This window comes from Enterobacter sp. V89_11 (assembly GCF_029967775.1).
GTDB lineage: Bacteria > Pseudomonadota > Gammaproteobacteria > Enterobacterales > Enterobacteriaceae > Enterobacter > Enterobacter ludwigii.
In genome coordinates, this window is record NZ_JASCAN010000008.1 from 138,939 (window position 1) to 163,825 (window position 24,887).

The window sequence follows — 24,887 nt, forward strand, 5'->3', positions numbered from 1 at the left end:
TTCGGTCAAAGCGAGAGGCGAAACCCTGCTTTACACATTCCTTACATTCAAATTTCCTGATGATGATCTTCACGCTTATCAGCGTTCATCCGGGCGAGATTGCGCGTAATGTAGAACCATTAAATTGACACCTTCTGTAAGGATATCACCATGACTTCTTCCCGTATGCCAGCACTGTTTTTAGGCCACGGTAGCCCAATGAACGTTCTGGAAGACAACGTCTATACCCGAGTATGGCGTCATCTGGGCGAGACGCTACCGCGTCCGAAAGCGATTGTGGTGGTGTCTGCGCACTGGTTTACCCGGGGCACGGGCGTCACCGCAATGGAAACGCCAAAAACCATTCATGATTTCGGCGGCTTCCCGCAGGCGTTGTACGACACGCACTATCCGGCACCCGGCTCGCCAGCGCTGGCCCGACAGCTGGTGGAATTACTCGCGCCTGTGCCTGTGGCGCTGGATAACGAAGCCTGGGGCTTTGACCATGGCTCGTGGGGCGTACTGATAAAGATGTATCCCGAGGCGGACATCCCAATGGTGCAGTTGAGTATCGACAGCACTAAACCTGCGGCCTGGCACCTGGAGATGGGGCGAAAACTGGCGACCTTACGCGACGAGGGTATCATGCTGATCGCAAGCGGCAACGTGGTACACAACCTGCGTACAGCGCGCTGGCACGGTGAGAACACGCCATACCCGTGGGCGACATCTTTTAACGATTACGTGAAAGCGAATCTGACCTGGCAAGGGCCGGTTGAGGAGCATCCGCTGGTGAACTATCTGGATCACGAAGGCGGTTCACTCTCTAACCCGACGCCGGAACACTTCCTGCCGTTGCTGTATGTACTGGGCGCGTGGGATGGTCAGGAGCCGATCAGCATACCGGTCGATGGCATTGAGATGGGAAGCTTAAGTATGTTGTCGGTGCAGATTGGATAACGTATGCATGCCTTTCCCAAAGAGAAAGGGCCGGGGTGAGGGCTTCCGCTCGCACCCCGGCACACCCGATCACTCGACGAAAATGTGCGGATAGAACCGTGACAGATCCTGCGTGATCAGCGCGCGATCTTCGCGGATGCCAATCCCGGCTGGCTGATCGTTGATGAGCCAGCTGCCAATCAGGGTATAGCTGTCACCAAACTTCGGCAGTTGATAAAACGCCTGGACGATCATTCCTTCCTCGCCGTAAGGCCCTTCAACGGCTTCCAGCGTTTTGCCATTTTCGATAATCGACACGTTCGCCCCTTCGCGGGAGAAGATCGGCTTAACGACGTATTTCTCCATCGGCGGGTGATCGTCTTCCGCAAAGTAAGCCGGCAGCAGATTCGGATGGTTCGGGAACATCTCCCACAGCATCGGCAGCAGGGCTTTGTTGGAGATGATGCTCTTCCACGCCGGCTCCAGCCAGCGCACGCCGGCGTCTTCCAGCTTGGTGGAGAACATTTCACGCAGCATGTATTCCCACGGGTAGAGCTTGAACAGGTTGCTTATCACCTGATCCTGCAGGTCAGTAAACTGACCTTTCTCACCCAGGCCGATATCTTCGATATAGAGAAACTCGGTCGCCACTTCAGCTTCAGCCGCGCAGTCCTGCAGATATTGCACCGTGCCACGGTCTTCTTCCGTGTCGCGGCAGCAGGCAAGGTGCAGCAGATTAAAACCATGCTGTTCGCGCAGTTCGGCGAAACGCTCAATCAGCTTTTCCTGCAGGCTGTTGAACTGGTCGCTGCCTTGCGGCAGGTTGCCGGCATTGGCCTGGTCTTCCAGCCAGATCCACTGGAAGAACGCCGCTTCGTACAGCGAGGTTGGCGTATCAGCATTGTTTTCCAGAAGCTTAGGATCGCCCACGCCGTCCCACGCCAGATCGAGACGTGAGTAAAGCGAAGGCTGGTGGGTTTTCCACGACTGGCGGACGAAACTCCAGGTGTGCTTCGGAATGCGGAACTTCGCCATCAGCGCGTCGCTGTCGATGACTTTATCCACCACTTTCAGGCACATCTGGTGCAGCTCGGCGGTCACCTCTTCCAGTTTCTCAACCTGGGCAAGCGTGAGCTTGTAGTAAGCGTCTTCACACCAGTATGGCTCGCCGTACATGGTGTGGAAGTTAAAACCGTATTCGGTCGCTTTTTCGCGCCAGTCCGGGCGCTCGGTGATACTGACTCGTTCCATGATCAGCCGCCCATTGAGCGAGTGGACGTGCCTGACGCGCTACGCTGCATGCTGGTCTGTTTCGCCACAGACTCACCGAACCCGCCACGGGTAATGGTGCTGGTGGTCGCAGGTTTCGGAGCCATCGCCGTTTTCGGTACGGTTACGGAGCGGCCAGGGGTGGCTGCGCCATAGCCTTTGCCGCTGGCATCGGTATATTGACCATAAGCCGGGCTGGCCGGGTTTTTCGAGCTAAACAGCGGCTGCTGCTGGTAACCCGCACCACCACTCATCAGGCGGCCCATCATGTAACCTGCCATCAGCGGCATCCAGAAACTGCCGCTGGACTGGGCCTGTGCCTGGTTTTCAGGGGCTGTGCCTGCCTGAGCCGGTGCCTGCTGACACTGACCTTCACCGAACTCTGCCACGCAGTCTTCACGTGAAGCATATTTCGGCGCAGTACGTTCCGCCTCTTTCAGGGCGTTGGTATACGCCGTTTTACACTCTGCGGCGTTGCCGGTTGCAGCAGAGCAGTCGTCCGCGTTTTGATAAAGCGAAACTGTTTCATCGCTTTTCTCACAGCCTGCCAGCATAAAGACAGCCGTGACGGCCAGCGCAACAGGGGTGAGATGACGCGCGTTCCAGCTTTTGCGGAACGAAGCGTGATTGATAGATTTTGTCCGTTTCATCGTTGTCTTCCTGGACCCAGTGGTAATAACGCTCAGGATAGAGGATGAGTGGTTGAAAATGAAGCGATGATGGCCGGAATGAGGGGGATCTTTACGTTGGCTTACGTTCAGGTGTGATTTGCATACGCCCTCTCCCAAAAGGAGAGGGGTATGGCGAAGGCATCAGGCCGCAGTGGGCCCGATGACATGCTTAATTGCGGAACGGATTGTTACCGCTGCTGGCGGGTGCAGTCGTACGTGCGGCAGCTGGCTGCGCGGCAGGTGCAGCACCGTTACCGTTGAAGTTATCAACGGCGGCAACCTGCTCAGGGTTCTCTGGCGCAACATTTTCCGGAGAAGTAGAGACAGGTTTACCCAGGGTGCTGTTCAGCATCTGCAGATCCTGCTCGTTCAACGTACCCAGCGCCTGTTTGATGTTCAGCTGGTTAATCAGGTACTGGTAACGTGCGCTGGAGAGCTGCTGTTTCGCGTTGTACAGCGTGGTCGTTGCGTCCAGGACGTCAACGATGGTACGCGTACCCACGGAGTAACCCGCTTCCATGGCATCAAGAGAGCTCTGCGCAGACACAACGGCCTGTTTATAGGCGTTGATGCTGCTGATAGAGGCATTCACGTTGTTGAAGGACGAACGAACGGTCTGTACCACGTTGCGGTGGGCACTTTCCAGCTGTTCGCTCGCGCCAACAAAGTTGTACTGCGCCTGTTTCACCTGAGAGGTCACCTGGCCGCCCTGGTACAGTGGCAGCGAGAAGTTCAGACCCACTTTGTTCTGACCCATGTTGCTGTCGTCGTACTGGGAGGTGTTCGTTTTAGAACCACTGTAAGTGGTATCAGACACGCCGGTAGACGCGCTCAGGCTCAGGGTCGGCAGGTGGCCGTCCTGTGCCTGACGGATTTGCTCGCGGGCCAGATCCTGGCTCAGACGCGCCTGCAGTAACGTCAGGTTGCGGTTTTCCGCTTCTTTCAGCAGGGCGTTAACGGCCTGCGGTTTATCCGTTTTGAAGCTGTCGACGTTCAGAGACGCCAGCTCAGGGTAGTAATTCCCGGTAACCTGACGCAGGGATTCCAGCGCGTTATCGAGGTTGTTACGTGCGGTCACTTCGTTGGCCAGGACGCTATCGTATTGTGAACGGGCGTTCTGAACGTCAGTGATTGCCACCAGACCCACGTTGAAACGCTGGGTGGTTTGATCTAACTGGCGGTAAATCGCCTGTTTCTGCGCTTCGGTGTAGGAGAGCGAGTCGATTGCGCTCAGCACGTTGAAGTATGCGGTGGCGGTGTTCAGGATCAGCGTCTGCTGATCGGTCTGATACGTCACATCCTGGATGCCCGCGCTCTTTTCCTGCAGGGTCAGGGCGCGCCATTTGGACATATCAAACAGCGTCTGTGTTAATTGCAGTGAGGCGCTGGTAGCATTGGAGTTAACGCCATTGGCGTCGCGGAAACCGTTGCTGTAGGTATAATCTGCACCTAAACCTAACTGTGGCAGCAATGGGCTACGCGCTTCGTTAATCTTTTCAAACGCAGCATCACGATCGGCCGCTGATTTACGTAAATCAGGGTTGCCCAGACGTGCCTGCTGGTAGACCTGTAACAGGTTTTCCGCCTGGCTCATTGCACTGAAGCCCGTCAGGCTCAGGCCGATAAGGATGGGGAGCAATTTCTTCATTTGCATTCCTTGTTGTGAAGCAGTATTAGCGCTGATCTAATTAAAAAATAATTGCCGATTCTAACAGAATCTTCCATACCAAAAGGTTGGCGTTACGTGCCATCTGGCGGTAATTTGCACCAATCTACCATATAGCCTTACAAACGGCAGCCAAACAGCCTTGAAATTCATAATTTCATCACCATTGCTACCAGGACTCGACTCATGCAAAAACCAGAAAACTTGCCCGTGACATTCGCGAAAAACGATGTAGAAATTATTGCACGAGAAACGCTTTATAGCGGTTTTTTTTCAATGGAACTTTACCGTTTCAGGCATCGCCTGTTTAACGGCGAAATGAGCGGTGAAATCAGACGCGAAATTTTTGAGCGCGGGCATGCGGCAGTCTTGCTACCCTTTGACCCAGTGCGTGATGAAGTCGTGCTGGTGGAGCAGATCCGCATTGCCGCGTATGACGTCAGCGTCAGCCCCTGGCTGCTGGAGATGGTGGCCGGCATGATTGAAGAGGGCGAATCGGTCGAAGACGTTGCCCGCCGCGAGGCGCTGGAAGAGGCGGGGCTGGTGGTTGGCCGGACAAAACCGGTGCTGAGTTATCTGGCAAGCCCAGGCGGCACCAGCGAGCGCTTGTCCATTATGGTGGGCGAAGTGGACGCCACGACGGCGGAAGGGATCCACGGTCTGGCAGATGAAAACGAAGATATTCGGGTTCATGTGGTGAGTCGGGAGCAGGCTTATCAGTGGGTAGAAGAGGGGAAAATCGACAACGCAGCGTCTGTCATCGCTCTGCAATGGCTGCAACTGCATTATCAGACTTTACGAAACGAGTGGAAAAAATGAAGCGTTATACACCTGACTTCCCAGAAATGATGCGCCTGTGCGAAACCAATTTCGCACAATTGCGCCGCCTGCTGCCGAAAAACGACGCACCCGGCGAAACGGTGAGCTATCAGGTGAGCAACGCGCAGTATCGATTAACGATAACAGAATCAACGCGCTACACTACGCTTGTCGAAATTGAACAAACGGCGCCCAGCATTAGCTACTGGAGCCTGCCGTCGATGACGGTGCGCCTTTACCATGACGCGATGGTCGCTGAAGTGTGTTCAAGCCAGCAGATCTTTCGCTTCAAAGCGCGGTATGATTATCCGAATAAAAAGTTGCATCAACGCGACGAAAAGCATCAAATTAACCAGTTTTTAGCCGACTGGCTAAGATATTGTTTAGCACATGGAGCAATGGCGATTCCGGTTTGTTAGCGTCATAAACCTACCTAAGGACACCATTTGGAAAGCCTGTTGAACCTGACTGTTGCTGGTGGGGCACCAGTCAGGATATTACAAATCACCGATACCCACCTTTTTGCCGAAAAGCATGAAACTCTGCTTGGGGTGAATACCTGGGAGAGCTATCAGGCGGTACTTAGCGCCATTCACGCTGAAAATCGCCCATGCGATCTGATTGTCGCGACGGGCGATCTGGCGCAGGACCAATCCTCCGCGGCCTACCAGCATTTCGCTGAAGGCATCGCGAGTTTTAGCGTGCCTTGCGTCTGGCTACCGGGAAACCACGATTTCCAGCCTGCCATGTACAGCTCGCTGCAGGATGCGGGGATCTCTCCGGCAAAATGTGTTTTTGTGGGTGAGCACTGGCAGATCCTGCTGCTGGACAGCCAGGTCTTTGGCGTCCCACACGGTGAGTTAAGCGACTTTCAACTCGACTGGCTTGAGACCAAACTGTCTGCCGAACCTGAACGTCATACGCTGCTGTTGCTGCATCATCATCCTTTGCCGGCGGGCTGTAGCTGGCTTGATCAACACAGCCTGCGCAACTCTGCCGCGCTGGACAGAGTGCTGGCGAAATTCCCGCGGGTGCAGAATCTCCTGTGCGGACACATTCATCAGGAACAGGATCTCGACTGGAATGGCCGCCGACTGCTGGCCACGCCCTCGACCTGCGTTCAGTTCAAGCCGCATTGCGCAAACTTTACCCTGGACACCATCGCACCGGGCTGGCGCTGGCTCGAACTGCATCCCGATGGCCTGCTCACCACGGAAGTCTGCCGTTTAACCGGCGCAAAATTCCGCCCGGACACCGCTTCAGAAGGCTATTGATGTCTACGCTCCTCTATCTGCACGGATTCAACAGCTCGCCGCGCTCCGCGAAAGCGACGCAGTTTCGCCAGTGGCTGAACGAACATCACCCGCACGTTGAGATGATCGTCCCTCAACTGCCGCCTTACCCGGCGGAAGCCGCAGAAATGCTGGAATCGGTTGTGATGGAACACGGCGGCGAATCGTTCGGCGTGGTCGGTTCTTCGCTGGGCGGATATTACGCCACCTGGCTCTCGCAATGTTTTATGCTGCCTGCGGTGGTGGTTAACCCGGCGGTTCGGCCATTTGAGCTGCTGCGGGACTTTCTCGGGCAAAACGAGAACCCCTACACCGGCCAACAATATGTGCTAGAGTCACGCCATATTTACGATCTCAAAGTTATGCAGGTAGACCCGCTTGAAGCGCCCGATCTTATCTGGTTGCTGCAACAGACGGGTGATGAAGTGCTGGATTACCGCCAGGCAGTGGCGTATTACGCATCCTGCCGCCAGACTATAGAAGAAGGCGGAAACCATGCTTTCACGGGCTTTGAGAATCATTTCACCCAGATTGTCGATTTTCTTGGACTGCACAGCCACTGACAATCAATGCGAACTGCTAGTTTAAATCATGACGCAAACCTATAACGCTGATGCCATTGAGGTACTCACCGGGCTTGAGCCGGTTCGCCGCCGCCCTGGGATGTACACCGATACGACACGCCCAAACCATCTGGGCCAGGAAGTTATTGATAACAGTGTGGATGAAGCGCTGGCTGGCCATGCCAAACGCGTTGACGTCATCCTCCATGCCGATCAGTCGCTGGAAGTCATCGACGACGGACGCGGCATGCCGGTGGATATCCACCCGGAAGAGGGTGTGCCAGCCGTTGAGCTGATCCTCTGTCGTCTTCATGCGGGCGGTAAGTTCTCCAACAAAAACTACCAGTTCTCGGGTGGTTTGCACGGCGTGGGGATCTCCGTGGTTAACGCCCTGTCCAGACGCGTGGAAGTCAACGTCCGCCGCGACGGTCAGGTGTATAACATCGCCTTTGAAAACGGCGAGAAGGTGCAGGATCTGCAGGTCGTCGGCACGTGCGGCAAGCGCAATACCGGGACCAGCGTCCACTTCTGGCCTGACGAAAGCTTCTTCGACAGTCCTCGTTTCTCTGTTTCACGACTGACGCACCTGCTGAAAGCCAAAGCGGTACTGTGCCCTGGCGTGGAAATTACCTTTAAAGATAACGTCAACAACACCGAACAGACCTGGCGCTATGAAGACGGTCTAAACGACTATCTGTGCGAAGCCGTTAACGGCCTGCCAACCCTGCCGGAAAAACCGTTTGTCGGTAATTTCACCGGTGATACGGAAGCGGTGGACTGGGCGCTGTTGTGGCTGCCGGAAGGCGGCGAGCTGCTGACCGAAAGCTACGTCAACCTGATCCCGACCATGCTTGGCGGTACGCACGTCAACGGTCTGCGTCAGGGGCTGCTGGATGCAATGCGCGAGTTCTGCGAATACCGCAACATTCTGCCCCGCGGCGTGAAGCTGTCGGCGGAAGATATCTGGGATCGCTGCGCCTACGTCCTGTCGGTGAAGATGCAGGATCCGCAGTTCGCCGGTCAGACCAAAGAACGTTTGTCCTCACGTCAGTGTGCGGCGTTCGTCTCCGGCGTGGTCAAAGATGCTTTCACCCTGTGGCTGAACCAGAACGTACAGGCCGCCGAGATGCTGGCAGAAATGGCCATTTCCAGCGCCCAGCGACGCCTGCGTGCTGCCAAGAAGGTGGTGCGTAAAAAACTGACCAGTGGCCCGGCGCTTCCGGGCAAGCTGGCGGACTGTACCGCGCAGGATCTGAACCGCACCGAGCTGTTCCTCGTGGAAGGGGACTCGGCAGGAGGCTCTGCCAAGCAGGCGCGCGATCGTGAATATCAGGCGATCATGCCGCTCAAGGGTAAGATCCTGAACACCTGGGAAGTGTCGTCGGATGAAGTGCTGGCCTCGCAGGAAGTGCATGATATCTCCGTTGCGATCGGTATCGATCCGGACAGCGACGATCTGAGCCAGCTGCGCTACGGTAAGATCTGTATCCTCGCGGATGCGGACTCCGATGGTCTGCACATCGCCACGCTGCTGTGCGCGCTGTTTGTGAAGCACTTCAGGACGCTGGTGAAAAACGGTCACGTCCACGTGGCGCTGCCGCCGCTCTACCGTATCGACCTCGGCAAAGAGGTCTACTACGCGCTGACGGAAGAGGAAAAAGCGGGCGTACTGGAACAGCTCAAGCGTAAGAAGGGCAAACCGAACGTGCAGCGCTTTAAAGGGCTGGGCGAGATGAACCCGATGCAGTTGCGCGAAACCACGCTGGATCCAAACACCCGCCGCCTGGTGCAATTGACCATCAGCGACGAAGACGAACAGCAAACCAACGCCATGATGGATATGCTGCTTGCTAAGAAGCGTTCGGAAGACCGACGCAACTGGCTGCAGGAAAAAGGCGATATGGCGGATATTGAGGCCTGATGCCCTCTCTTTACTCCTCTCCCACCGGGAGAGGGGATGGAACGAAGGCCCGGTAGGCGCTAGCGCCACCGGGCTTTTTTACATCAAAATTCCATCTTCACCGTAAACTGCACTTCACGTGGATCGCCTGGCTGGTTGCCGAGGTTATTGGTCGCAATCGACGAGGTGTAGTAGGTCTTATCAAACAGGTTCTTCACGTTGACCTGCAGCGTCACCGGATACTGTAGCTTCATTTTATAGGCCGCAAAGGCATCAGCAACAACGTACCCTGGCAAATAATAATCCGCACCGTTGGTCGCGGAGCGACGGCTCACGCCGTGTCCACCGCCGCCGATTGTCAGGGTATTCCCGCCGATGACGTTGTGAATATCGTACGTCAGGAACAGCGAACCGGTATGGCGCGGCACGTTTGGCAGCGGTTTGCCGGCGTAATCCGGGTCTTCCAGCACTTTCGCATCGGTGTAGCCATAGCTGGCAATAATATTGGTGTTCTCGGTCAGAGAGCCTGCCAGATCCACTTCCACGCCCTGCGAGCGCACGCGGCCAGCGGTTTTAGCAATGTTTTCACCCGCCACGCTTTCGGTGTACAGCACGTTGCGCTTGTGGATATCAAACAGCGCGATGTTGGCGGTAATACCGTTGAACAGGTCAAATTTAGCGCCGACTTCGTAGGCATTGGACGTTTCTGGCGGCAGGTCGCCAATGTAGCTCGCGATGGACGATTGCGGCATAAACGTCTGGGCGTAGTTAGCAAACAGCGAGACGGATGGCGTGAGCTTGTAGACCAGCCCCAGCTTTGGCGTCCACTGCTCGTCGCGGCTGTCGGTATTGACGTTGAACGGCCGGCCCTTGCCCGCGTACTGGGTGTAATACTGATAACGCAGCCCGGCGACGGCAATCCATTTATCCGTCAGGTACAGGGCGTCCTGAGCATAAGCGGAGTAACTCTCCTGTTTGAGCGTCTGATCGCTGTCCGCGGCGGAAACGGTCGTACACTTGCTCAGATTGCCGTAAGACGGATGGTAAATATTGAAATCTTTTACATTCTTACAGCGAATCATATCCGTGCGCAGCAGGTCGTAATTCTCATACGACACGCCGGTCAGGATCTCATTGTAAAAGCCCGCGATATCCACGTTCCCCTGCAGGTCTGCACGGGTGGAATGCATGCGCTGCGTTGATCCTTGCGTCGCATCGACACGACGGGTCAGGTTGCCGGTTTTCGCGTCATAGGCCATCACCCGCGCCTGGTTATCGCTGTATTTATCCTGGCTGTAGCTGTAATCGAACTTCGCCGTCCACTGGCTGTTAAGGCGGTATGCCGCGTTGAGCTGCGCCAGATCGGACTGGCCATCGGTAATGTTGAACGGCTCGTCAAAGCGGGTTTTACGGTCAACATTCACCGGCTGTTTGGTCGTGAGATCGAAGATCGTGCCGCGATCGAACGGCGTCTTATAATCACGATGTGAATAGAGCACGGTCACGGTGGCGTCATCGCCAAACCAGGTCAGCGAGGGCGCGATAAAGGTGCTGCGCGCCTTGCCGAAACTTCGCCAGTAATCTTCGTCCTGGTACTCGCCCGTCAGGCGGTAAGCCAGGCGCGTTCCTTCAATGGGACCTGTGACATCGAGCTGGCCGGTACCGCCGCCAAAACTTGAGGAGGTGCCCGAGATCGAACCGCCAAACTGTTTTTCCGGACGTCGGGTGACCACATTGATAAGCCCTCCCGGATCGAGGATGCCGTACAGCGTTGAGGCCGGTCCCTTGAGGACTTCCACACGTTCGGTGGCTGCGTTAAAGCTGCGCGGCAGCACGGTGCGCAGGCCGTTGGTCATGATTGAACCGTCGCGGTTCGCGCCAAATCCACGGCGTACAAACGCATCCTGCGTGCCGCCCAGCGTGTTGGTCTGCACCACGTTACTGACGTTATAGAGGGCTTCATCCAGCGTGGTAGCGTGCTGATCTTCCAGCACTTTATCGCTGACAGTATTTACCACCTGCGGGATATCCAGCATCGGCATATTGGTCAGCGTGGCGGTGGAGGTGTTCAGCGGCTGATAGCCGTTGGTGGCATCGACCACGGCATTAGGATCGGCGGTGACGGTAAGCGTTTCGCCGTCCTGAGCCGCGGTGTTGTCTGCTGCCTGCACCAGCGGCGCCATAAACAGCAGTGAAAAGAGCGCGCGCCCTTTTACCCCAGAGAGTGAAGGAGTGAACGTAGCCATTACATCTGTTTTCCCGAAATATCCCGCGAATGAAGCGTCACGGAAGAATGTGTGAGTCATTGCCCTTTACGGTCTGCTCGTTAGCCATCGCTGGCATCGAACATGTAATTGAGAATCATTCAATCATGCGCTGATGTAGTAGTAAATGGAAAAAAGCAAAAATCGACTACAGCAGTACGTCCCCTCTGATACTTAGCGTCGTAAGCAATTAACTTGTTGAAAATAAATTAATTAATGCGTTTAGCGGTTTTCCCATTTCTGCACGATAACCCTGGGGTTTTAAGGGTGTTTCTTCTCTTGACTACTACATGGCGCAGCGGCAAACTCTCAAAAGAGAATGAGTTTTATTTTTATTTGTTAGTTTTTTATTAAGTTGGCGTTCACGTGGCTCACAACACGAATAAGTCAGGGCTGGTTCTTGAGAACCTCTCTGCTGGCTATCAGAAAAAAATCATCGTCGATGAGATCTCGCTTGCGATCCCCCCACAGAAAATAACCGTTCTGGTGGGCGCGAACGGCTGTGGAAAATCCACGCTACTGAGCACGATCGCACGTCTGCTGCAACCGCTCGGGGGAGCTGCGCTGCTGGATGGCAAAGCCATTCATCAACAGCCAACCAAAGCGGTCGCCCGTCAGCTGGGCATTCTGCCGCAGTCACCGCTGTTGCCGGAAGGGTTAACCGTGTTTGAACTGGTTTCGCGCGGGCGTTTCCCCTGGCAAAATTTTATGCGCCAGTGGAGTGACGAAGACGAGCAGGCCGTGGAAGAGGCACTGCGCCTGACCGGTACGGCGGAGTTTGCCCATTTGCCGGTGGAAAGCCTTTCCGGCGGCCAGCGTCAGCGCTGCTGGATTGCGATGGCGCTGGCGCAGCAAACGCCCTATATCCTGCTCGACGAGCCGACAACGTTTCTTGACCTCCGCTATCAGGTGGAAATCCTTGAACTGCTGCATACGCTGACCCGTCAGCACGGGCGCACCGTCGTGGTGGTGCTGCACGATCTTAACTTCGCGGTGAACTACGGTGATTCCCTGGTCTTTTTACGCCAGGGGAAAGTCGAGGGCGTGCTTCACGAGGGCGATACCTGTACGCCGGAACTGATCAAAGCGGTGTTTGAGGTTGACGTACATATGTCAGTTAATCCGCTCACCGGCAAACCGTTCTTCATGCCGTTTCGCCAGGTCGCAGAAAAATCATGATGCGAACGTCACTGGCTTTTCTGCTCTTTGCGCTGCTGCTGGTGATGGGCGCAATTGCACATCTGGGCACGGGCGCGCGCGTTATTTCTCCCCTGACGGTCGTGCAGGCTTTTGTCGATTTCGACCCGCGCAATTTCGACCATAACATCATTATCAGGCTGCGCCTGTTACGCCTCCTTGCGGCCATGCTGACCGGCGCTGCACTTGGCGTGGCAGGCGTCTTGCTGCAGTCCGTTATCCGTAACCCGCTGGGTGAGCCACATATTCTGGGGCTGAATGCCGGCGCCGCGCTGGCTGTCGTGCTGACAAGCGCACTCGGGTTCACCCTGCCGTTTGGTCGCCCGTTGATTGCCGCCACCGGCGCCGCCGCACTGTTTCTGCTGGTACTGATGCTCTCCTCTTCGGGACGCACCGGGTTGACGCCGATGAAAGTCACCTTGTGCGGGGTGGCGATGTCGGCGTTCGCCTCCTCGATTACCGCCACGGTCCTGATCCTTGATGAGCAGACGCTTCTCGCCTTACGCACCTGGCTGGCGGGGGATTTGGCCGGGATAACAGAAAGAACGCTTCGCAGCGCTTCGTGGGCCGCTGGCGCGGGTTTCGCCCTTGCGCTCTGGCTGTCGCGGTCACTCAATATGCTGGCACTGGGTGACCGGATGGCCCAGGGGCTTGGCGTATCGCTTCTCCGAACGCGCCTGTTCGCGCTGCTTTCAATTGCGCTGCTGTGTGGCGCGGCAGTCTCCGTTGCCGGGCCGATTGGTTTTATTGGCCTCGTGGTGCCGCAGCTGATACGGCGTCTGGTGACGGTGGATCTGCGCGTGATGGTGCCGCTTTCAGCCCTGTGTGGAGGGTTGGTTTTGCTGCTGGCGGATCTCGCCGCCCGCACGCTGTTTACCCCTTATGAACTGGCGACCGGCATTATGACCGCGCTGGTCGGTGCTCCCGTCTTTATCTTTATGGCCTCGAGGGCGTTCAAATGAGCCGGGCCGGACTGCGCGCGTTGCGTATTGGCACCTTTTCAACGCTGGTACGCCCGAGGGCGCTGGCCTGCCTTGCGCTGATTTTACTCACGGCCTTTATCCTGCTCGGGTTTGGCCTGACGCACGGCTCGCTGCCGATCCCGACGTCGGCCATCGGACGGGCGCTGCTGTATCCGCAAAGTCTGGAGGCGGATACGCGCTACATCGTGATGGATATCCGTCTGCCGCGTCTGCTGATGGCGGTGTTATGCGGTGCCATGCTCGGCATGGCGGGGGCAGCGATGCAGTCTGTCACCCGTAATGGCCTTGCCGACCCGGGGCTTATCGGCGTGAAAGAGGGATGTAGCGCGGCGGTGCTGGTGCTGATTTTTCAGTTCCCGGCGCTCAGCCTGGCCTGGCGACCGCTGGCGGGAATGGCGGGGGGCATACTCACCGCGCTGCTGGTGGTGGCGCTGGCGCGCGATATTTCGCGACCGCGATTTATCCTGACGGGGATCGGTGTTTCCTGGGCGTTTGCCGCGGCAATGGGGGTCTTCATGACCACCGCCGACGTGCGTGACGTGCAAACGGCGATGCTGTGGCTGGCGGGAAGCCTGCATGCAGCAAACTGGACGCTGGTGGGCATTGCGGCAGCCTGGACGCTGCCGGCATTTGCGCTATTGCTGTTGACCGCGCGCGCCGCAGACGTGGCCCTGATGGGCAACCCCACCGCAACGGGACTTGGCGTACACACCTCACGGCTGGCGCTGCTGCGCGTGCTTGCCCCGGTGGTGCTGACCGCGGCCTGCGTCTCGTGCGTGGGCAGTATCGGTTTTGTGGGACTGATTGCGCCACATATGGCACGCCTGCTGCTGCGCGGCGGACAAACCGCGCTGCTGGCGGGAAGTGCCGTGCTGGGGGCGTTGCTGGTTCTGCTGGCAGATAACGTCGGACGTCTGGCTTTCCTGCCGCTGCAGCTGCCGGCAGGCGTAGTCATTTCATTGATTGGCGGACCGTTTTTCCTGTTGCTGCTCTGGCAGCGACGGGACAGATTTTAGGGGATGGTGATGCGTATACTTTTTTCGATGTTGTTGCTGGTGGGGTTTACCGTGAGTGCGGCGGAGCCGACGCAGACGTTTACCGACGATCTGAACCGCAAGGTGACTGTGCCCCTTCACCCAAAGCGGATTGTCTCGCTTCACGATCTGGATATCACCATTCCGCTGATTGAGCTCGGCGTGCCGCCAGTGGCAAGCCACGGGCGCACGCGGCCGGACGGTAGCCATTTTCTGCGCGCCAGCGGCATGCTGACGGGCGTTGATTTTGATAACGCCGACATCAAATTTATCGGCTCCGCGGATATCGACATCGAGGCCATCGCCGCTGCAAAGCCGGATCTGATCATCACCGAACCAACCCGTAACACGCCGGTTGAACAGCTGGAGAAAATTGCCCCGACGGTGAGTATCGATCATCTCGATGGCGGCGCGCCGGAGATCTACCGCAAGCTGGCACAGCTCACGGGCACCGAAGCCCGGTTGAAGATCCTTGAACGTCGCTATCAGGAGCAGATTAACGCCCTGAAAGCGACCATCGACACCCGCAACATCACCGTGTCGGTGATACAGGCCAACCAGGGCAAAATCAACGCCATGCACAGCTACCACTCGCTGGGGCGCGTGCTGCGCGACGCAGGATTCACATTCCCGCCGCTGATTGAGTCCATCCCTGACGGCGGCCGAATTGACGTCAGCGCCGAGCGTCTGCCCGAGCTGGATGCAGATTTTGTCTTTGCCACCTGGCGCGGGGATACCGGCGGCAAACCGCAGGATGAGCTGGCAGCGATGGATGCCGTGATGCCTGGCTGGTGTCAGTTCCTCAATGCCTGTCGCACCGGCCACTACATACTGATCTCCCGTGAAGAGGCCATCTCGAACTCCTTTGCCTCCTTAGGCCTGATGGCCGCCCAGGTGCAGTCGCAGATTGCCGGTCGACCGCTGCCGGAGGCGTCACAGTGATCAGAAAAGACAAAGCCCGGGTTGATGTCTATGGCGACCGCTTTCGCTCGCGGGCGCACCAGCTCACGCCGCGCCTGCTGCAGGTCGCGCGTTACATCAATGAAAACCGCGAAGCGGTGATGGAGCAGACGGCGATGGAGATTGCCGCGTTGCTGAAAACCTCGGACGCTACGGTGGTACGCGCCATTCAGGCTCTTGGCTTTGCCGGGCTGCGTGACCTGAAGCAGACTCTGGAGCAGTGGTTTGGGCCGGTGGTCTCCTCCAGTGAAAAAATGTCCACCACGGTGAATACGCTCACCAGCGACGTGAACGCGAGCATCGATTTTGTGCTGGAAGGGCATCAGCATACCTGTAACGTGCTATCCGAGCCGCACAACCGCTACGCAATGGCGCAGGCGGTGTCGTTGCTGGCGCAGGCACGTCAGGTCGCGATCTTTGGGATTGGGGCTTCCGGCATTCTGGCCGAGTACACTTCCCGGCTGTTCAGCCGTATCGGCCTGCCCGCTATTGCGCTCAACCGCACCGGCATTGGTCTGGCAGAGCAACTGATAGCCTTACAGCGCGGCGACGTGCTGGTGATGATGGCGCAAAAATCGGCCCACCGGGAAGGACAAACCACGCTGCGTGAAGCGAAACGGCTGGGTATTCCCACGATACTGCTGACCAATGCTACGGACTCGCGCTTCAGCAAAGAGGCCAGCGTGGTGATCCACGTTCCGCGCGGCGGTGAAAAGGGAAAAATTCCGCTCCACGGCACGGTGCTGCTGTGTCTGGAGATGATCATTTTATCTGTAGCGTCAACGGAGCCCCAGCGCACCATCAGGTCGATGAAGCGCATTAACGAATTTCATCGCGGGTTAAAACCGGGCAAGAAGAGCGGGTGAGGGGATCACGCCGCGCCATGATTTTTCCGGTACTGCAGCGGCGTCTCGCCAATCCCTTTTTTAAAGGCGCTGATAAACCACGTCACGTCGGAAAATCCCACCCGCGCGGCAATCTCACGCACGCTGGCATTGCTGTGCAGCAAGTACTCGCAGGCTTTTCGCAGCCGTAGCGTATTCAGATAGTCGTGGATCTTCTCGCCTGTTTCCGCATGGAATTTTCGCGATACATAGCTGCGTGATTTTCCCAGCTCAGCCGCCAGCGCATCCAGGCGAAATTTCTCCCGATAGTGCTCATCCAGCCAGAACATCACCTGACTTGCCACTCCCTGACTGCTCCCCGGGGCACCGTCGTTATCATCCGGCAGCATGGCAAACAGGCTAATCAACAGCCCGGCAATGTTTTCGCTGTTCAGCGGCGGCTGATAACAGCCAAGAAGATAATCGATATGCTTCTGGCAATGCGCCAGGTCAGCGACCCAGGCCTCGCCGCCACGACGAGACAGCTTCTGCAGACGCTGCTGAGCCTGCGGAAAATCACGCAGGGTTTTCAGTACGGCATGCTGGTCGAGATGAATAATGGTGCGCCTGTAAAGGGCCTCTGCCTTCTCGTCCACCATCACCTTATGCAGGGTAAATGGCGGGAAGAAAAACAGCCGCCCGGGGCGCATGGTGTAGTGACGGTTATCGACAATCGCCACGCCAAAGCCTTCTTCCACATAGAGAATTTCCAGACACTGATGCCAGTGGTGATAGCGCACCGTATTGGCGAACAGGCGGCTAAACGACACCACGGTGTCATTTAAGGTAATCAGCTCCAGATGATCGGATGTTGGCGTGTCGCGCATAGTGCAATAAAACTCAACTTTTTCCCGTCAGAATCTCTTTATAAACCACCTTTTTAAATTTTCTTAACTGCGGGTTTATTCATCGCTCTTAGCTGTGACATGGCTAACATTTCTGCCCCGTGTGGATTCACTATGCTTTGCCGCAGTTGATTACGAGGGTGAGCGTATGTGGGCGGCAAACAAAGAAAAATCAAATCCGTTGTCTTCACGCCAGGATATCGTGGCGTCACTGAATACTCTGTTGAGTGCGCTGGATAAGGCGTTTGCGCCGGGCAGTTCACGATTTTCGCTGGGCGAAACCTGTGCGCACTACAGCACGGATATCGCGCAGATGGAGGGACTCTCACGTGCGCTATGGGGGCTGTTTCCGCTGCTGGCATCCGGCGATGCCAGCCCCTTTTGCGAAAAATACCTTACCGCGATCAAACTCGGCACCGATCCGCACAGTGACGGTTACTGGGGCGAAACCGGCCCCTACGATCAGCGTCTGGTCGAAATGGCGGCCTACGGTCTGGGGCTTGCCCTGCTGGGGGATAAACTCACCGCGCACTTTACCGGGCGCGAGGTCATAAACCTGCACGCATGGCTCAACCAGATCGCCCATGCGCAAATGCCGGACAGCAACTGGAACTACTTTGCCATTATGGTGCAGCTCGGTTTTAAGCGCGCTGGCCTGCCGTATGACCAGACGGCGATTGACCGACGGTTTGCGATGATGGAGGCCTATTACCTGGGCGATGGCTGGTATTCCGACGGGCCGGGGCGGCCGAAAGACTATTACATCTCGATGGCATTCCATTTCTACGGCCTGATTTACGCCACCCTGAGTGGTGACGAGGAGAGGACGCAGGTGCTGCGAGCGCGTTCGCGCCTGTTCGCCGAAGACTTTATCTATTGGTCAGCCGCCGACGGTGCCTCGGTACCGTTTGGTCGCAGCCTGACCTATCGCTTTGCAATGGTCGCCTTCTGGAGTGCCGTCGCCTTTTCCGGTCTGGAGGTGTTCACGCCGGGGATTGTGAAGGGCATCGTGCTGCGCCATCTGCGCTGGTGGCAGCAACAGCCCATCACCGATCGGGACGGCATTCTGACCCTCGGTTTTGCTTACCCGAACCTGGCGATGTGTGAGGACTATAACGCCCCCGGCTCGCCATACTGGGCGCTGAAAACTTACCTGATTCTGGCGATGCCGGAGGACCATCCGTTCTGGCAGGCTGAAGAGCAGCCGCTGCCCGAGCTTGCGGAAAAACGCGTCATCCCGCATGCACAGCAGATCCTGATGCATGACGGTCAGTCGCAGCACGTCACCCTGCTTACCGCCGGGCAGCTTGAGCTGAATAACTACGTGAATACGGAAGCCAAATATACCAAATTTGCCTACTCCAGCCGCTTTGGTTTCACGATTGAGCGCGGACGGTTTGGCCTGAAACATGCCGCCTGCGACTCCATGCTGCTGCTGGCAGACGGGGATAACTATTTCCGCGGTCGCCGCGAATGTGAAGCGGTGCGGGTCACTGAAGATTATCTCTACTCACGCTGGTCTCCGTGGCATGACGTCCATATCGAAACCTGGCAAGTGCCGTTTGGTGAGTGGCACCTGCGCCTGCACCGTATCAACAGCGCCCGTCGACTGAATACGGCGGAGGGCGGTTTTGCGGTGATGAACACCGAACCGCAGATCCGTGAGAACGGATGCTGGCTTGTCGCCGGTAATGGCACCAGCGTGCTGGTCGATCTCTCTCCGGTGATTAACCGTGAACCGGACAGCATCGTCACACCGCCGAACAGCAGCATTATGTTCCCGGAATGCGCTGCCATTCCGCTGTTGAAAACCACGCTTGCGCAGGGGGAGAGCTGGCTCTGTTGTGCCGCCGTCGCCGGCGAAAGCCAGCCGGTTATGGCAGTCCCACAACTGAATATCAGCGAGAACCGGGTTGTTATCCGCGAGCCCGGCAGTGAGCGACAGCTGTCGTTCTCATTATAAAAACTCTGACCCTACACGTCGGCGAGGATGATATGAAAAAGACCGCTACAACAAACAGAACTGAATATTACAAAATCAGCAGTTTTATATTTCTCTATTTCTTTACCTGGTCTGCCAGTATTGGCCTGCTGGCTATCTGGTTAGGCCAGAAAGCGAACCTCAGTGGTTCGGTGATTGGTACCGTATTTGCGGTGAACGGGATTTTCTCCGTCATTCTGAAGCCCATCTATGGCTATATTCTCGATAAGATCGGCATGAGCAAATACCTGCTCTATTTTGTGGTGGCAATGTCTGCCCTGATGGCGCCGTTCTTTATTTATGTCTATCAGCCGCTGTTAATGTCCAACACGCTGCTGGGGATTATTATTGGCGCACTCTATTTAAGCTTTGCCTGGTATGCGGGCGTGGCGGCGTGCGAATCCTATTCTGACCGGTTTAGCCGTTTAAACGGTATGGAGTTTGGTCAGATCCGGATGTGGGGCTCCCTTGGCTGGGCAGTGGCGTCCTCCTTCTCCGGCCTGCTGTTTAATCTCTCGCCAGCGTATAACTTTATTATGGGCAGCGTGGCATCGGTGGTGATGCTGATTGTCCTGTTGAGCCTGAAAGTGAACACTAACTCCGCACATGCCGGCGAAGTGCTGACAAAAGAGAAAATTGCCCCGTCAGACGTTTACGCGCTGCTGCGTAACCGTAAATTCTGGGCCTTCTGTCTGTACGTGGCCGGTGTGGCGTGGATGATGTTTATCGCCGAGCAGCAGTTTTCGCGCTATTTCGTGACCTTCTTTGATGATATTCACCAGGGCAATGCGGTGTTTGGTTATCTGGGGACCGTGCAGTCGGGAATGGAGTTTGTCATGTATATGGTGATCCCGCTGCTGGTGAACGCTATTGGCGCCAAACGTGGGCTGTTAATTGTCGGGCTGGTGGTCGGTGCGCGTCTGATTATTTCCGGTCTGTGTGATTCACATCTGTTAATTTCCATTCTTAAGCCGCTGTACGGTCTGGAAATTTGTCTGCTGCTGGTCTCCGTCTTTAAATATATTGCCGAACATTTCGATAAGCGCGTTAACGCCACCATGTATTTGCTGGGATATCAGGCGATGCTGTACGTCGGCAATGTCGTGGTCTCGTCGCCTGCTGGCTATATGTATGACCGCATCGGTTTCGAGAACACTTATATCATCATGGGCGCCACGGCGCTGATCTTCACGTTTATTTCTGCCTTTACGTTATCTGCCTGCCAGAGTAAATGGCGCGGCCCCCGCGCGCTGAACGTAGCAGAACCCTCATCACGATAATTAAGCCGTCAAAGAAGGAACCGAAATATGTTAAGTCGTATCGCAGAGGAACGCCTGCCCGCTATCCCCGTGCCCGTTGATTCGCGCGTATTCCGCGATGAACTGAGTTCAGCACGCGACCATGTCCTTGCGCTGATTAGCCGCCATTTAACGGCGTTTGGTGAGCAGTTCCCGGCGGAAACCTGCCAGCAGGGTTTTTATCCGCTGACCGACAACGTGGAGTGGACCACCAGCTTCTGGACCGGGCAGCTGTGGCTGGCGTGGGAGATGAGCGGCGAAGCGAAATTCCGCGCGATGGCGGAAAAACATGTGCGCTCGTTTGGCCTGCGTATCGCCGGGCGCCACGACACTAACACCCACGATCTGGGCTTTTTGTATACGCTCTCCTGCGTGGCGGCCTGGCGACTGACCGGTAACCGTGAGGCGCGTGGCTTCTCGCTGCTGGCGGCGGAGGCGCTGCTGGAGCGCTTCCACGAGAAGGCAAAGATTATTCAGGCGTGGGGCGATCTGGCTGACCCGGAACAGGCCGGGCGGATGATTATCGACTGCAATATGAACCTGCCGCTGCTCTACTGGGCGAGCGAACAGACGGGCGATCCGCGCTTTGCCGATGCCGCCAAAGCGCACGTGATGCAGGCAGCGAGGTACCTTATCCGTGAAGATGCCTCAACGTTCCACACCTACTATATGGATGTGCACACCGGCGCGCCGCGCTACGGCAATACTCAGCAAGGCTATGCCGATGACTCCTGCTGGTCGCGCGGGCAGGCGTGGGGAATTTACGGCTTCCTGTTGAGCTACATCTATACCGGTGATGCGACGATGATTGCCCTGTCGAAACGGCTGGCGAACTACTTCCTCAACCGTCTGCCGGAAGATTACGTCTGCCACTGGGATCTGGCGCTGGTCGGCACGGATGCGCTACGCGACGCGTCCTCGGCGGCGATTGCGGTATGTGGCCTGCTGGAGCTGGTGAAGCACCTGCCGGTGACCGATCCGGATCGCGAGCGGTATTCTGAATGGGCAAAAGGAATGATGTCGTCACTGACGAAACACTACCTGATGGGCAAAGACGAGAAGGGCACTGGGCTGCTGAAGCACTCCGTTTATCATCTGGCAAGCAATAAAGGCGTGGACGAGTGCGCGAGCTGGGGAGACTACTTCTACGTGGAGGCGTTGGTCAGGTTTACCCAAAGCTGGAAGTTGTACTGGTAATATGCCTCCCTGACCCTCTCCCGGAAGGGGGAGGGCAGGAATCAGGAACAGGGTAAACTTACACCCCTTGCTCCAGAATGCGGATATGCGTTTCCAGCACATCGCCCTTCACCGCGTCGCTCCACGCTTTCATGTGCGCGGTCTGCAGGTGGGCTTCAAGATGGGCCACGGTTTCCCACTGCTCAATCATAATGATCGAGTCTGGGGCAGTAGCCTGGAAGCTGGCGGTGGTGGTGGCGTCGACCATCGGCGCGTAGCCGTGGCAGCCTTCTTCCTTCAGTACGGTGGGGATAATTTTCACGAACTCATCCAGCACCGCCTGGCGGTGATGTTGGCCTGGACGAGTACGGATTTCAGCAATAACAGTAAGCATGGTTAACTCCTTCTAATTCCAGGTTACCAGTTAAGCAAAAATTTCCGCGAGATGCTTGCGATATTCTGCGATATAGCGCGGGACGTCAGGCATTTTGATGACGTCGTTAACGATAAAGGTTGGCAGCGGCGTCATTCCGAGGAACTGGTTAGCTTTGTGGAACGGCAAATACGCGCCGTCAACGCCCACCCCTTCGAAGAACTGATCTTTCTCGGTGAACGCTTCCAGCGGTGCGTTCCAGGTCAGGGACAGCATATATTTTTTGCCCTGAATCAGGCCGCCAGAACCGTATTTTTTGGATGCGTCGGAGCGGGTGCGACCGTCGCTGGCGTACAGTGCGCCATGGCCTTCGGTGAAGACATCATCCATGTATTTTTTCACGGTCCAGGGGGCGCCCATCCACCAGCCAGGCATCTGCCAGATAATCACGTCAGCCCACAGGAAGTTCTGCACTTCCGCGTTGACATCGTAATCGCTGTCCGCGCGCACGACCTTAACATCATGCCCGGCGTCGCGCAGAAAACCGTCCGCGACCTCGGTCAGGGTGTCATTCAGCTGGCCTTTAGAGTGCGCAAATTCTTTTGCACCGTTGATAATCAGAATGTTGCTCATGAGGTGTCCTCGAAGATGAAAGTATGGCGAGGATTCTACGCGCGCGAGCGATGCGGTTAAATGAGCAAAATGTGCAAAGTCTTTTGCATTAAACGCAATAATCCCTTACCAGCTGACCTTCACTTCGAAGCCGCCTTCTGCCGCATTGCCCAGCGCGACGCGCATACCATGCAGGGCGGCAATGCGCCTGACGATAGATAACCCCAGGCCGCTACCCGTTGCATCCTGTCCCGGTGGGCGATAAAAACGCTCGCAAATACGCGCCAGCGCATCGGTGGAAACGCCGGGGCCGGTGTCACGCACGGTAAAACGCCGGGTGTCCAGCGTGACGTCCACCACGCTGCCCTGCGGGCTATAACGCACGGCGTTGTCCAGCAGGTTACGCACCAGCAGGCTCAGCAGCAGCGGCTGGCCCTGACGTGTGACCTGCGGGGCATGAATGTTCAGGCGAATATCAATCCCGGCCTGCTGTGCCGGATGCCAGATATCCAGCACCGCCGACTGCAGGAGATCGGCCATCACGATCGGTTCGATATCGTCGAGGTTATCCAGCGAGTCCAGACGCGACAGCGTAAGGAGCTGATCCACCAGCCGGGATGCGCGATCGATACCCGCATGCAGCTGCGCCAGCGCTTTTTGCTGCGCCTGCGGATCGTCCTGATACAGTTGCGCCACGTCGGTTTGCACCTTCAGGGCCGCGAGAGGGCTGCGTAGCTCGTGCGCGGCATCTGAGGTAAAACGACGCTCGCGGGTCATCATCTCCTGGGTTCGCGTGAACAGATGGTTCAGCGAGTCGAGCAGCGGGCGCACCTCAGTGGGAACCCCCTGAGTCGGGAGCGCGTCGGTGGCATCCGGTGAGCGGGAGCGCAGGGTCTGCGCCAGTTTTTTTAACGGTTTCAGTTCCCGGCTCAGCAGAACGATCAGCAACAACAGCATCAGGGGCAGCGCCACCAGCCACGGGGTCAACTGGGAGCTGACCACATCTACCGCCATCTCCTGGCGATACTCCCACTCCTGGCCGACCACCACGCGGTACTTTCCGTCGGGTGAGGTGAGCCATAAAAAACGCCACTCGTCGTTGTCGCCCTGTAGCCGTCCATTATCAAACCCGTCGCGGCGATAGTGGTACGGAATGTCCCGCCCGTTTTCGCCGTCATTTAATATCATCTTGCCGTCGGTGGCGTAGATGGCGAAGGCCAGCGCGTCGTCATCCAGACGACCGTGCTTCGCTTTTTTGGGGATCTCACGCATCCGTTCGGGGGCCCGGATCTCATCCAGATCCATGGTCAACAGCCGTTTGGCAAACAGCATCTGCTGCGTATCGAACAGCTTATCCAGCGTGTGGGTGGTCTGCTGCCAGGCGACCAGGCTTGCGGCAAACCACGCCGTCAGCGACAGCACTAAAAAGAGGAGCGTCAGGCGCAGCTTCAGGCTCAGGCGTTGGGTCAGTTTCATGCGTCACCCAGGGTATAGCCGATACCGTGCACGGTGCGGATAAATTCGCTGCCCAGTTTACGGCGAAGATGGTGAACATGGACTTCAACGGCGTTGCTGGAGACGTCGTCGTCCCAGGTGTAGAGCTTTTCCTCGATCAGCTTGCGCGGCAGCACGCGGCCCGCGTTACGCATCAGCAGCTCCAGCAGGGCGAACTCTTTCGGCTTGAGCGTCAGCGTTTCGCCGTCCAGCGTGGCCACGAGACTGGTGGGATCGAGCGTGACCTTTCCGTGGTGCAACTCGCTGCGGGTCTGACCGTGGCTTCGGCGCACCAGCGCCTCAAGGCGGGCAGCCACTTCGATCAGTGCAAAGGGCTTGCACAGGTAATCATCCGCCCCCAGACGCAGCCCTTCGACACGCTGGTTCAACGCATCCCGCGCCGTCAGAATCAATACCGGCTCGCGGCGTCCGCTTTCGCGCCAGGCGCGCAGAATATCCAGTCCGTCGATTTCCGGCAGCGTCAGATCCAGCACTACGGCATCATACGGTGCAGAATGAAGCGCGGTCTGGCCGGTTTTTCCGTCGGTGAACCAGTCCACGCTAAAGCCCATTTTGCTTAAACCCGCCTTGATGCCATCGCCGATCAGCTTGTCGTCTTCAACCAGTAAAATGCGCATGTTCCCTCCTTGATAACGTCAGTAAACCCTCTGCATCAGCCTGCTGTACA

The 24,887-nt window shown here is 56.9% G+C and carries 23 protein-coding genes; 14 read left to right on the forward strand and 9 right to left on the reverse strand.

What is annotated here, in order from left to right:
• Window positions 1–150 precede the first annotated feature (150 nt).
• The gene (ygiD, locus tag QLG09_RS08670; RefSeq protein WP_020883636.1) at window positions 151–939 is read left to right on the forward strand and encodes a 4,5-DOPA dioxygenase extradiol; all 789 of its coding nucleotides are present in this window, start codon (window positions 151–153) and stop codon (window positions 937–939) included.
• Window positions 940–1,008: 69 nt separating this feature from the next.
• On the opposite strand, the gene QLG09_RS08675 is transcribed toward ygiD, so the two are convergent.
• From QLG09_RS08675 to tolC, 3 genes are all read right to left on the reverse strand, one after another.
• A complete protein-coding gene (locus QLG09_RS08675; RefSeq protein WP_014171646.1) occupies window positions 1,009–2,169 on the reverse strand; it encodes a glutathionylspermidine synthase family protein in 1,161 nt (386 codons plus the stop codon).
• Window positions 2,170–2,171: 2 nt separating this feature from the next.
• A complete protein-coding gene (locus QLG09_RS08680; protein ID WP_014171645.1) occupies window positions 2,172–2,837 on the reverse strand; it encodes a DUF1190 family protein in 666 nt (221 codons plus the stop codon).
• A gap of 190 nt (window positions 2,838–3,027) precedes the next feature.
• Window positions 3,028–4,506: an outer membrane channel protein TolC gene (gene tolC, locus QLG09_RS08685; RefSeq protein WP_020883637.1), complete on the reverse strand. Its 1,479-nt coding sequence runs from the start codon at window positions 4,504–4,506 to the stop codon at window positions 3,028–3,030.
• Window positions 4,507–4,710: 204 nt separating this feature from the next.
• On the opposite strand from tolC, the gene nudF reads away from it, so the two are divergent.
• From nudF to parE, 5 genes are read left to right on the forward strand one after another with little or no spacing between them, the layout of a single operon-like run.
• Window positions 4,711–5,343, forward strand: coding sequence for an ADP-ribose diphosphatase (gene nudF / locus QLG09_RS08690; protein ID WP_032680277.1), 633 nt, complete (start codon window positions 4,711–4,713; stop codon window positions 5,341–5,343).
• The gene (locus QLG09_RS08695) at window positions 5,340–5,762 is read left to right on the forward strand and encodes a DUF1249 family protein (protein WP_014833293.1); all 423 of its coding nucleotides are present in this window, start codon (window positions 5,340–5,342) and stop codon (window positions 5,760–5,762) included. The genes nudF and QLG09_RS08695 overlap by 4 nt, the downstream gene beginning before the upstream one ends.
• Window positions 5,763–5,789: 27 nt before the next feature.
• On the forward strand, window positions 5,790–6,617 hold the full coding sequence (gene cpdA, locus QLG09_RS08700) for a 3',5'-cyclic-AMP phosphodiesterase (RefSeq protein WP_020883638.1): 828 nt from the start codon (window positions 5,790–5,792) through the stop codon (window positions 6,615–6,617).
• On the forward strand, window positions 6,617–7,198 hold the full coding sequence (gene yqiA, locus QLG09_RS08705; RefSeq protein WP_047743671.1) for an esterase YqiA: 582 nt from the start codon (window positions 6,617–6,619) through the stop codon (window positions 7,196–7,198). The genes cpdA and yqiA overlap by 1 nt, the downstream gene beginning before the upstream one ends.
• Window positions 7,199–7,226: 28 nt before the next feature.
• Complete coding sequence (gene parE / locus QLG09_RS08710) at window positions 7,227–9,119, forward strand: DNA topoisomerase IV subunit B (RefSeq protein WP_020883640.1); 1,893 nt, start codon at window positions 7,227–7,229, stop codon at window positions 9,117–9,119.
• A gap of 83 nt (window positions 9,120–9,202) precedes the next feature.
• Here the strand turns inward: parE and QLG09_RS08715 are convergent, their stop codons facing one another.
• Entirely contained in the window at window positions 9,203–11,344 is a 2,142-nt protein-coding gene (locus QLG09_RS08715) for a TonB-dependent siderophore receptor (RefSeq protein ID WP_059306684.1), read from the reverse strand.
• A 384-nt stretch (window positions 11,345–11,728) separates the two neighbouring features.
• Here QLG09_RS08715 and QLG09_RS08720 point away from each other — a divergent pair, with 384 nt between their 5' ends.
• The 5 genes from QLG09_RS08720 to QLG09_RS08740 are packed head-to-tail and all read left to right on the forward strand — an operon-like array spanning window position 11,729 to window position 16,402.
• Entirely contained in the window at window positions 11,729–12,541 is an 813-nt protein-coding gene (locus tag QLG09_RS08720; protein ID WP_014171637.1) for an ABC transporter ATP-binding protein, read from the forward strand.
• Window positions 12,538–13,521: an iron ABC transporter permease gene (locus QLG09_RS08725; RefSeq protein WP_059306685.1), complete on the forward strand. Its 984-nt coding sequence runs from the start codon at window positions 12,538–12,540 to the stop codon at window positions 13,519–13,521. Before QLG09_RS08720 ends, QLG09_RS08725 begins: the two co-directional genes overlap by 4 nt.
• Window positions 13,518–14,558 carry an iron ABC transporter permease gene (locus QLG09_RS08730; RefSeq protein ID WP_282488830.1) on the forward strand — a complete coding sequence of 347 codons (1,041 nt, stop codon included), beginning with the start codon at window positions 13,518–13,520 and terminating at the stop codon, window positions 14,556–14,558. Before QLG09_RS08725 ends, QLG09_RS08730 begins: the two co-directional genes overlap by 4 nt.
• A gap of 9 nt (window positions 14,559–14,567) precedes the next feature.
• Window positions 14,568–15,518 (forward strand): iron-siderophore ABC transporter substrate-binding protein, encoded by a 951-nt coding sequence (locus QLG09_RS08735; RefSeq protein WP_020883645.1) that lies wholly within the window; start codon window positions 14,568–14,570, stop codon window positions 15,516–15,518.
• A complete protein-coding gene (locus QLG09_RS08740) occupies window positions 15,515–16,402 on the forward strand; it encodes a MurR/RpiR family transcriptional regulator (RefSeq protein WP_059306686.1) in 888 nt (295 codons plus the stop codon). The genes QLG09_RS08735 and QLG09_RS08740 overlap by 4 nt, the downstream gene beginning before the upstream one ends.
• Window positions 16,403–16,407: 5 nt before the next feature.
• On the opposite strand, the gene QLG09_RS08745 is transcribed toward QLG09_RS08740, so the two are convergent.
• Window positions 16,408–17,247 carry an AraC family transcriptional regulator gene (locus QLG09_RS08745; protein ID WP_014171631.1) on the reverse strand — a complete coding sequence of 280 codons (840 nt, stop codon included), beginning with the start codon at window positions 17,245–17,247 and terminating at the stop codon, window positions 16,408–16,410.
• A 166-nt stretch (window positions 17,248–17,413) separates the two neighbouring features.
• Between QLG09_RS08745 and QLG09_RS08750 the strand changes: the two genes are divergently transcribed.
• Genes QLG09_RS08750 through QLG09_RS08760 form a run of 3 tightly spaced genes read left to right on the forward strand, consistent with a single transcriptional unit; the run spans window position 17,414 to window position 21,741 of the window.
• A complete protein-coding gene (locus QLG09_RS08750; protein WP_282488831.1) occupies window positions 17,414–19,228 on the forward strand; it encodes a DUF2264 domain-containing protein in 1,815 nt (604 codons plus the stop codon).
• 32 nt (window positions 19,229–19,260) lie between these two features.
• Complete coding sequence (locus QLG09_RS08755) at window positions 19,261–20,526, forward strand: oligosaccharide MFS transporter (RefSeq protein WP_025203155.1); 1,266 nt, start codon at window positions 19,261–19,263, stop codon at window positions 20,524–20,526.
• A 27-nt stretch (window positions 20,527–20,553) separates the two neighbouring features.
• Window positions 20,554–21,741, forward strand: coding sequence for a glycoside hydrolase family 88 protein (locus QLG09_RS08760; RefSeq protein ID WP_020883650.1), 1,188 nt, complete (start codon window positions 20,554–20,556; stop codon window positions 21,739–21,741).
• Window positions 21,742–21,799: 58 nt separating this feature from the next.
• On the opposite strand, the gene QLG09_RS08765 is transcribed toward QLG09_RS08760, so the two are convergent.
• The 4 genes from QLG09_RS08765 to qseB form a co-directional block, all read right to left on the reverse strand.
• Window positions 21,800–22,114, reverse strand: coding sequence for a putative quinol monooxygenase (locus tag QLG09_RS08765; RefSeq protein ID WP_014171627.1), 315 nt, complete (start codon window positions 22,112–22,114; stop codon window positions 21,800–21,802).
• Window positions 22,115–22,144: 30 nt separating this feature from the next.
• Window positions 22,145–22,726, reverse strand: coding sequence for an NAD(P)H-dependent oxidoreductase (locus QLG09_RS08770; protein WP_014171626.1), 582 nt, complete (start codon window positions 22,724–22,726; stop codon window positions 22,145–22,147).
• A 105-nt stretch (window positions 22,727–22,831) separates the two neighbouring features.
• Complete coding sequence (gene qseC, locus QLG09_RS08775) at window positions 22,832–24,181, reverse strand: quorum sensing histidine kinase QseC (protein WP_282488832.1); 1,350 nt, start codon at window positions 24,179–24,181, stop codon at window positions 22,832–22,834.
• Window positions 24,178–24,837: a quorum sensing response regulator transcription factor QseB gene (gene qseB / locus QLG09_RS08780; protein WP_025203157.1), complete on the reverse strand. Its 660-nt coding sequence runs from the start codon at window positions 24,835–24,837 to the stop codon at window positions 24,178–24,180. The genes qseC and qseB overlap by 4 nt, the downstream gene beginning before the upstream one ends.
• Between the last annotated feature and the right edge of the window lie 50 nt (window positions 24,838–24,887).

Coding starts and splice junctions, on each gene's coding strand:
- ygiD (WP_020883636.1), top strand. CDS start 151: ATGACTTCTTCCCGTATGCCAGCACTGTTTTTAGGCCACGGTAGCCCA.
- QLG09_RS08675 (WP_014171646.1), bottom strand. CDS start 2,169: ATGGAACGAGTCAGTATCACCGAGCGCCCGGACTGGCGCGAAAAAGCG.
- QLG09_RS08680 (WP_014171645.1), bottom strand. CDS start 2,837: ATGAAACGGACAAAATCTATCAATCACGCTTCGTTCCGCAAAAGCTGG.
- tolC (WP_020883637.1), bottom strand. CDS start 4,506: ATGAAGAAATTGCTCCCCATCCTTATCGGCCTGAGCCTGACGGGCTTC.
- nudF (WP_032680277.1), top strand. CDS start 4,711: ATGCAAAAACCAGAAAACTTGCCCGTGACATTCGCGAAAAACGATGTA.
- QLG09_RS08695 (WP_014833293.1), top strand. CDS start 5,340: ATGAAGCGTTATACACCTGACTTCCCAGAAATGATGCGCCTGTGCGAA.
- yqiA (WP_047743671.1), top strand. CDS start 6,617: ATGTCTACGCTCCTCTATCTGCACGGATTCAACAGCTCGCCGCGCTCC.
- parE (WP_020883640.1), top strand. CDS start 7,227: ATGACGCAAACCTATAACGCTGATGCCATTGAGGTACTCACCGGGCTT.
- QLG09_RS08715 (WP_059306684.1), bottom strand. CDS start 11,344: ATGGCTACGTTCACTCCTTCACTCTCTGGGGTAAAAGGGCGCGCGCTC.
- QLG09_RS08725 (WP_059306685.1), top strand. CDS start 12,538: ATGATGCGAACGTCACTGGCTTTTCTGCTCTTTGCGCTGCTGCTGGTG.
- QLG09_RS08730 (WP_282488830.1), top strand. CDS start 13,518: ATGAGCCGGGCCGGACTGCGCGCGTTGCGTATTGGCACCTTTTCAACG.
- QLG09_RS08735 (WP_020883645.1), top strand. CDS start 14,568: ATGCGTATACTTTTTTCGATGTTGTTGCTGGTGGGGTTTACCGTGAGT.
- QLG09_RS08745 (WP_014171631.1), bottom strand. CDS start 17,247: ATGCGCGACACGCCAACATCCGATCATCTGGAGCTGATTACCTTAAAT.
- QLG09_RS08750 (WP_282488831.1), top strand. CDS start 17,414: ATGTGGGCGGCAAACAAAGAAAAATCAAATCCGTTGTCTTCACGCCAG.
- QLG09_RS08755 (WP_025203155.1), top strand. CDS start 19,261: ATGAAAAAGACCGCTACAACAAACAGAACTGAATATTACAAAATCAGC.
- QLG09_RS08760 (WP_020883650.1), top strand. CDS start 20,554: ATGTTAAGTCGTATCGCAGAGGAACGCCTGCCCGCTATCCCCGTGCCC.
- QLG09_RS08765 (WP_014171627.1), bottom strand. CDS start 22,114: ATGCTTACTGTTATTGCTGAAATCCGTACTCGTCCAGGCCAACATCAC.
- QLG09_RS08770 (WP_014171626.1), bottom strand. CDS start 22,726: ATGAGCAACATTCTGATTATCAACGGTGCAAAAGAATTTGCGCACTCT.
- qseC (WP_282488832.1), bottom strand. CDS start 24,181: ATGAAACTGACCCAACGCCTGAGCCTGAAGCTGCGCCTGACGCTCCTC.
- qseB (WP_025203157.1), bottom strand. CDS start 24,837: ATGCGCATTTTACTGGTTGAAGACGACAAGCTGATCGGCGATGGCATC.